Source organism: Actinomadura sp. NPDC048032 (assembly GCF_040653175.1).
GTDB lineage: Bacteria > Actinomycetota > Actinomycetes > Streptosporangiales > Streptosporangiaceae > Spirillospora > Spirillospora verrucosospora.
On record NZ_JBEZJP010000397.1, the window covers coordinates 1 to 7750 of the forward strand.

The window sequence follows — 7750 nt, forward strand, 5'->3', positions numbered from 1 at the left end:
AGGCGCTTCACCGTCCAGACCCGGTTGTGCCGGACGGCCAGGGCGGTGAGCGCGAGCCCGCCGGCCAGGAAGGCGGCCAGCACCGCACAACCCTGCCATACCGAGGACAGGTCGCCGCCGCTGATCAGGTGCCGGACGGCGTCCACGACCCACGGCATCGGCAGGTACGGGCGGATGGCCTGGAAGAACGCCGGGCTCGTCTCGATCGGGTACGTGCCGGCGGCCGAGGTGAGCTGGAGCATCAGGAGCGCCAGCGCGATGATCCGGCCGATCGAGCCGAAGCGGGCGTTCACCCACTGGATCACCGCGAGGAACGCGGCGGAGGCGAGCGCGAGGAACGCCACGAGTCCGGGCCAGTGCTCGGCGCGCAGGCCGAGCGCGAAGTGCAGGACGGCGAGGACGACGCAGGCCTGCGCCGCGCCGATCGCCGCGGCGGGCAGCCAGCCGGCGAGGGCGACGCGGCGTCCGGGCGCGGTGCCCGCGAGCGCGCGGGGGTTCAGCGGGCGCAGCAGCATATAGATGATCATGCCGCCGACCCACAGGGAGAGGGGGACGAAGAACGGCGCGAACCCCGTCCCGTAGTTCGGCACCTCGTTCTCGGTGGAGCTGGCGAGCCGCACCGGGTTGCTCATCATGTCGTCGCGCGCGGCGCGCTCCCCGGCGCCGTAGTCCGGGATCTGGGAGACGCCCTCGTTGAGGCCGTTCGCCAGTTGCTCGTTGCCGTGGGAGATCTGCGCGAGGGCGGTCTCCAGGGTCACGGCGCCGCCGGACAGCCGCCCCAGCCCGCCCCGGAGTTCGCCCGCGCCTCCCGAGAGCGTGCCGAGCCCCGCCGTGAGCTGGGACGATCCGGAGAGCAGGCGGCCGGTCCCGGCGTTGACCCGCTGGGTTCCGGCGTTGAGGCGGTCGACGTCCCGGCGCGCCTTCTCGACCCTGGCGGCCAGGGAAGGCGCGTCCTTGGCGATCTTGCGGGCGGCCCGCTCGACCGTGCGGGCGTCGGCCGCGACCTTGCGCAGGTCGCCGGTGCGGTCGCTGATGTATCCGTCCACCTGCTTCGCGACGGCGACGACCTGCGCGGCCGCCCGGGTGAGGTCCTGGCGGACGTCCGCGGGGACCTCCGGGTGCGCGGCGAGGTAGGCGTCCAGTTCGGCCTGCGCCTTCTCCGCGCGCTGGACGGCGGCGGCGGTCTGGGCGGGAAGCCGTCCGGCGCCGTCGGCGAGGGCGTCCGCACCCTGGGCGACGGCGAGCGCGGCCTGGCGGATCTCGGGGGCGTTCTCCCTCAGCAGCGGCACGAGGGTGTCGCCCGCGCGGTCGACGGTCGCGGTCAGCCGCTGCATTCCGGCGGCGACCTGGCCGGTTCCGGTGCGGAGCTCCTCCAGGCCGGAGGTCAGCCTGCCGCTGCCGGCGCGGGCCTCGTCGATGCCGCCCTTCAGCTTCCCCGCGCCCGCCTCGGCCTTGCCCGCGCCTTCGGCGAGCTTGCCCGCGCCGTCGTGCGCCTGGCCGGACCCCGTCGCGAGCTCGTCCGCGCCCTGGGCGGCCTTGCCGAGTTCGCCGTGCAGCTTGCCGAAGGAGAGGAAGATCTGGTCGAGGTAGCCGCGCACCGCCTCGCTCCCGGCGGCGGCGCTGATCTCCTTGAACGCGGCCTGGGCGAGCGTCCCGACGACGTAGTTGTTCGCGTCGTTCATCTGGAGCCGCAACCCGGCCGGCGCGGGGGTCCCGTCCCCGGACGGCGACGCGATCCGCGCGCTGAAGTCGGCGGGGATCGTCAGCGACATGTAGTACTTCCCGGACCGGACGCCCTCCTCGGCCTTCGCCGCCGAGACGGTGCGCCAGTCGAAGACCTTGCGCTTCTTCAGCTCGTCCGCCAGGTCGGCCCCCGCGTGGACGGTCCTGCCGCCGGCCTTGGCGGGCCGGTCCTGGACGACGAGCGCGACCGGAACGTGCTGGAGCCGCGCGTACGGGTCCCAGAATGACCAGAGGTACAGACCGGCATAGAGCAGCGGAAGCAGCACGAGCCCGGCCATCGCGACGCGGGTCAGCCGGTTGCGCTGGAAGCGGCGCAGCTCAAGGCCGCCCGAGGTCAACGCGGGAAGTCTCATCGGGGGGTCTCCTGGCTTGGGGGTTCTGCTAGAGGGGGAGTGCGTGCGTGGCGACGCCCTCGGCGGGCGCGGCGTCGTGGCAGGACGCGATGACGGTGACGCCGCCGGCGGCGACGGCGGCGAGCCGCCGCCACAGGTCGTGCTGCCGGTCGGCGGGCAGGCCCTCGTCCACGTCGTCGAGGAGGAGGAGCCCGGGATCTCCGGCGAGCGCCAGGGCGGCGCCCAGGAGCTGGGCTTCGTCGGGCGCGAGTTCTTCGGCGAGCGTCCCGGGGGCGACGTCGAGGCCGACCCGTTCGAGGATCCGGCGCCTGCGGGCCTCGCGCCCGCGGAACCTGCCGAGGACGCCCTCGCGGAGCGCGAGCGCCTCGTCGACGTGCTCCCGGACGGTCAGCGCCGGGTCGAGTTCGGTCACCCCCGGCACGATCCCAAGGGCCGCGACCCGCTGGATCCGCCTGAGCCCGGTGACCCCGCCCACCGCGACCGTGCCCTCGGCGGGCCGCATCCGCCCGGCGAGCGTGAGCAGCAGCGCGGTCCGCCCGGTGCCCGCGATGCCGCTGACGGCGACCAGCGCGCCGCCCGGGACGTCCAGGTGGACGTCGCGGAAGACCCAGCCCCGTGCCCCCTTCACTCCGAGGTCCCGCGCCCGCACGGACGAGCCGTGCGCGGGCGCGGGGCCGGCTCCGGGGCGGCCCCCGCCAGCCCCTGAGCCGCTCGGGCGGGGTCCAGGGACGGGCGCCGCGGTCCCCCCGGCCACGGCGGCCGCCCCTGGAGTCTGGTGATCGGACGTCATCGCGACCTTCCGGAGAGCCGGTTATTGAACTGACTGGTCAGTACAAACCTAGCTCTGCTGCGAACTTCGCGAATCCACCCGAGCGGTGACATCAGACACGTGACCCCCACGACTGGGGTCACACGGATCAATGACGTGATTTAGGTCACACACGCCCCATCTGACCAGGGAGGCGGTGCCACCACTATTGGACGGGGCGTCCGATCTGACAGACTCCGGGGATGACCGAGTCGTCACACGCGCACCGCAGGCTGGCCGCGCTCATGGCCGGGATGGGCGCCCTCCACATGACCGCTCCGAAGCCGTTCGACGCGCTCGTCCCCGAGCGGCTCCCCGGCGGCGCGCGGACCTGGACCTACCTCAGCGGCGTCGCCGAGCTGGCCTGCGCCGCGGCCGTTGCCCACCCCCGCACCCGCAAGGCGGGCGCGCTCGCCACGGCGGGCCTGATGGCGGCGGTCTTCCCCGCCAACGTGAAGATGGCCCGCGACTGGCGCCACCGCCCGCTGCCCTTCCGCGCGGCCGCCTACGCCCGCCTCCCGCTCCAGGTCCCCCTGGTGGCCTGGGCCCTCCACGTGGCCCGCCAGGCCGACTGAGAACCCGGTCCACACGGCTCCTCCCGGAATGAGATCATTTGGCGGCGGTGCGTGTTGACGAGGGGCCGGGGAAAGTATGGAAGCACTCCGTCTGGAAGATCCTTCTGCGATCGGCGGCTATCCGCTGCTGGGGCGCCTGGGCGCCGGCGGCATGGGGCAGGTCTATCTGGGGCTGACCGCCAGCGGGCGGCATATCGCCCTCAAGGTGATCCGGGAGGACTTCGAGGGGCCGACGGCGCTGGCCCGGTTCCGGCGCGAGGTCGCGACCGTCGAGCGGGTGCGCAGCAGGTTCGCCGCCGCGATGGTCGGCGCCGGCCTGGACGCGCCGCCGTACTGGCTGGCGACGGAGTACGTCCCCGGGCCGACGCTCCGCCAGGCGGTGGCCGCGCACGGGCCGCTGCCTCCCGAGACCTGCGTGCGGCTGCTCGCCGAACTGGCGCAGGGGCTGCTGGAGATCCACCGGCACGGCGTCCAGCACCGCGACCTCAAGCCGGGCAACGTGATCCTCGCCCCGGACGGGCCGCGGCTGATCGACTTCGGCATCGCGCGCGGCGAGGGCCAGACGCAGATCACCCAGACCGGCGCGTGGAACGGCACCCCCGGTTTCGTCGCGCCCGAGGTGGTCCGCGAGCAGCAGCCGCTTCCCGCGTCGGACGTGTTCTCGCTCGCCGGGACGGTCGCCTACGCCGCGACGGGACGGCCCCCGTTCGGCGGCGGGCGCATCGAGGCGATCATCCACCGGACGCTCAGCGGTGACATCGACCTGGAGGGCGTCGACCCGCGCGTCGCCGGGCTGGTCCGGCAGTGCGCCGCGAAGGAGCCGGAGGCCAGGATCCCGCTGGAGCGGCTGCTCCAGCAGCTGCCCGCGCTCGGCCCCCTCGCCGCCGACCCCGCCTACCGGCGGATCGTGGGCGTTCCGGCGCCGATGCCCGCCAGCGTCACCGACGCGGTCGCGTCGGGGCTCGTCCCGGCCGACCGCACGAGGACGGTCCCGGGCGTCTCGCGCGGACGGTCGCGCGCCGCCGTCATCGCGGCGGGCGCCGGGGTGGCCGCCGTGGTCCTGGTGGGCGCCCTGCTCGCACGGTTCGTCCTCAATGGGGACGGCGGCGGCGACGAGAACCGGAACAAGCCCCGGGCCGGGCAGGGAACGCAGGGCGGCACCGCGACCGGTGATCCCGCGGGCTCGACCCCCGGCAGCAGGACTTCGGCCGCCGCCAACGGCGTCCCGCCCGACCGGATCCTGATCAAGCAGCCCGCCGACATCGCGGACCTCCGGTGGACCCAGGCGGCCAAGACCTGCCAGCCCGCCGCCCGTCCGGAGGACTTCGACCTCACGAACGACACCCAGACGTCGGTACCGCGCCAGCCGTACACCGAGAAGACCGTCGAGTTCGGCCTGCGCTTCAAGTACGCGGACCCGGCCAAGTACTACGTGGCCATCCAGGTCCGTCCGCCGGTGGAGCAGCAGGGCAACGGCGTCACCGGGGTGGTGCAGAGCAAGCCGCACATGTACCCCGGCCAGGCCGCGTGGCTGAACATGCGTTACCCGTCGGAGTTCAAATGGGAGGGCGCCGGAAACGGCACCTACCCGCTGATGAAGGGCGACTGGACGGTCATCTGGTTCCACGTCCGCCCGAACGGCGACGCCTACTACCTGACCTGCGACGGCTTCACCGTCGCCTAGCCGTTCCGGTCAGCGGACGGCGACGACGGCGGAGCCGTGGCCGAAGAGGCCCTGGTTCACGGCGATGCCGGCCCGCGCGTTCTCCACCTGGCGGCCCTCGGCCTGGCCGCGCAGCTGCCAGGTCAGCTCGCAGACCTGCGCGATCGCCTGAGCCGGGATCGCCTCGCCGAAGGAGGCGAGCCCGCCGCTCGGGTTGACCGGGACGCGGCCGCCGAGAGCCGTGGCGCCCGAGCGGAGCAGCTCCTCGGCGCCGCCCCTCTCGCACAGGCCGATGTCCTCGTACCAGTCGAGTTCGAGGGCGGTGGACAGGTCGTAGACCTCGGCGAGCGACAGGTCCTCGGGGCCGATGCCCGCCTCCTCGTAGGCGGCGTGCGCGATCGCGGACCGGAACGGCCGCTCGGGCTCCGGGACGGTCATCGCCGAGTCCGTCGCGAAGTCGGGCAGGTCCAGGACGGTCTTCGGGAACGTGGGCGTCGCCGTCGACAGCGCCGGGATGCGCACCGGGTCGGCGATGCCGTGCCCGCGCGCGAACTCCATGGACGTCAGGACGAGCGCCGCGCCGCCGTCGCTGGTGGCGCAGATGTCCAGCAGCCGCAGCGGATCGGCGACCACGGCGGACTCGCGTACGTCCTCCACGGTCACCTCCTTGCGGTACCGGGCGTTCGGGTTCGACAGCCCGTGCCGGGCGTTCTTCACCTTGACGGCGGCGAAATCGTCCAGGGTCGCGCCGTACATCGCCATCCGCCGGCGCGCGTACAGAGCGAAGTAGATGGGGTTGGTGGCGCCCAAGAGGCGGAAGCGGAGCCAGTCGGGGTCGTCGGGGCGGTCCCCGCCGACGGGCTTGAAGAAGCCCTTCGGCGCGGCGTCGGCGCCCACGACCAACGCGACGTCGCAGAGACCCGCGAGGATCTGCGCGCGCGCGTTGTTGATGGCCTGCGCTCCGGAAGCGCATGCGGCGTAGCAGCTGGACACGCGCGCGCCCGACCAGCCGAGCGCCTGCGCGAACGTCGCGCCCGCGATGAACCCCGGGTAGCCGTTGCGGATGGTGTCCGCGCCCGCCACGTACTGGACGTCCGTCCACGCGAGGCCGGCGTCGGCGAGCGCGGCCCGCGCCGCCGCGAGACCGTACTCGACGAAGTTGCGGCCCCACTTGCCCCACGGATGCATGCCCGCGCCCAGCACGGCGATGTCGCGCGTCATTTCACGGGCCTCCACATCCAGACGGTGTACTCGGCCTCGTCGTCCTCGTAGAGGACGCCCTCGGTCAGCTCGACCTCCATGCCGACCGCGAGGTCGTCGACGGTGTGGCCGGGGGCGACCTGCCCCAGGACGACGATGCGCTCGGCTTCGAGTTCGACGGCCGCGACGGTGTACGGGACGAAGGGGTCGGGGGAGACGTAGGGAGGCGGCGGCTTGTACCGGGAGTCGGCGTACGACCAGACGCGCCCGCGCCGCGACAGCGCGTACGGCTCCAGCTCGGAGCCGTCCTTCGGGCCGGTGCAGGCCGGGTTGCGGCAGGCCAGCTCGTTACGCGGGAAGTACGGCGTTCCGCAGGCGCCGCAGCGGGTGCCCAGCAGGCGGACGTCGCCGTCCGCGGCGGCGAACCAGCCCTCGATCGCCGGACGGCGTTCCTTGGTCGTGGTCACGCGGTCCTCCTCGTCTCCGACCGGGCGCAGCGTAACAACCGGGCGAGCGCCCCGAACGGGACGTGTCCGGTGAGCGGGACGGACCATGCGAACCCACCTAACTGACTCGTCAGTCACTTCGGTACAGTGAACCGAGTCGGATTCTGGTGATGCCGCCCGCAGGGTGCGAACAGGCAGGCCCTCAGGGTGCGGACAGGCAGGGAGCGTGCGGATGCGGACTGGTCTAGAGGGCAAGACGGCGCTGGTCACCGGGGCGTCCCGGGGAATCGGGAAGGCGATCGCCACCGCGCTCGCCGCCGAGGGGGCGAACGTCGTCCTGTCCTCCCGCAAGCAGGAGGCGCTGGACGAGGTCGCCAAGGAGATCCGCGCGGCGCACCCGGGCGCGGGCGTCCTCGCCAAGGCGGCCCACGTCGGCGACGCCGAGCAGGCCGCGGCCTGCGTGGACGCGGCCGTCGCCGAGTTCGGCGGCCTCGACGTCCTGGTCAACAACGCCGGCACGAACCCCTACTTCGGCCCGATGGCCGACATCGAGCCCGCCGCCGCGGCCAAGACCGTCCAGGTCAACCAGTTCGGGGTCGTGCAGTGGACGCAGCTGGCGCTGCGCGCCTCCCTCGCCGAGCGCGGCGGCGCGATCATCAACATCGCCTCGGTCGGCGGCATGCTCACCGAGCACGGCATCGGCTACTACAACGCCACCAAGGCCGCCGTGATCCACCTCAGCCGGCAGTTCGCGATGGAGCTGGCCCCGAAGGTCCGCGTGAACTGCATCGCGCCCGGCCTGGTCAAGACGCACCTCGCCCGCGCCCTGTGGGAGAACAACGAGGCCGAGATCAGCAAGTACATGCCGCTCGGCCGCATCGGCGAGCCCGAGGACATCGCCAACGCCGCGGTGTTCCTCGCGGGCGACGCGGCCGTGGCCGGGCAGGACGCGATCGTCCATC

The 7750-nt window shown here is 73.5% G+C and carries 7 protein-coding genes; 3 read left to right on the forward strand and 4 right to left on the reverse strand.

The window, feature by feature from the left end:
• Together AB0C69_RS34225 and AB0C69_RS34230 are read right to left on the reverse strand one after the other, a co-directional pair.
• A partial coding sequence (locus tag AB0C69_RS34225) for a YhgE/Pip domain-containing protein (protein ID WP_360359157.1) occupies positions 1–2096 on the reverse strand: 2096 nt, incomplete at its 3' end.
• A gap of 28 nt (positions 2097–2124) precedes the next feature.
• Positions 2125–2724, reverse strand: coding sequence for an ATP-binding cassette domain-containing protein (locus tag AB0C69_RS34230; RefSeq protein ID WP_360359160.1), 600 nt, complete (start codon positions 2722–2724; stop codon positions 2125–2127).
• A 383-nt stretch (positions 2725–3107) separates the two neighbouring features.
• Here AB0C69_RS34230 and AB0C69_RS34235 point away from each other — a divergent pair, with 383 nt between their 5' ends.
• Both AB0C69_RS34235 and AB0C69_RS34240 read left to right on the forward strand, forming a co-directional pair.
• Complete coding sequence (locus AB0C69_RS34235) at positions 3108–3479, forward strand: hypothetical protein (RefSeq protein WP_360359163.1); 372 nt, start codon at positions 3108–3110, stop codon at positions 3477–3479.
• A gap of 76 nt (positions 3480–3555) precedes the next feature.
• Complete coding sequence (locus AB0C69_RS34240; protein ID WP_353833466.1) at positions 3556–5163, forward strand: protein kinase; 1608 nt, start codon at positions 3556–3558, stop codon at positions 5161–5163.
• A gap of 9 nt (positions 5164–5172) precedes the next feature.
• Here the strand turns inward: AB0C69_RS34240 and AB0C69_RS34245 are convergent, their stop codons facing one another.
• Both AB0C69_RS34245 and AB0C69_RS34250 read right to left on the reverse strand, forming a co-directional pair.
• Complete coding sequence (locus AB0C69_RS34245) at positions 5173–6363, reverse strand: lipid-transfer protein (protein WP_360359166.1); 1191 nt, start codon at positions 6361–6363, stop codon at positions 5173–5175.
• Positions 6360–6809: an OB-fold domain-containing protein gene (locus AB0C69_RS34250; RefSeq protein WP_345181689.1), complete on the reverse strand. Its 450-nt coding sequence runs from the start codon at positions 6807–6809 to the stop codon at positions 6360–6362. The genes AB0C69_RS34245 and AB0C69_RS34250 overlap by 4 nt, the downstream gene beginning before the upstream one ends.
• Positions 6810–7020: 211 nt before the next feature.
• Between AB0C69_RS34250 and AB0C69_RS34255 the strand changes: the two genes are divergently transcribed.
• A partial coding sequence (locus AB0C69_RS34255) for an SDR family oxidoreductase (RefSeq protein WP_360359170.1) occupies positions 7021–7750 on the forward strand: 730 nt, incomplete at its 3' end.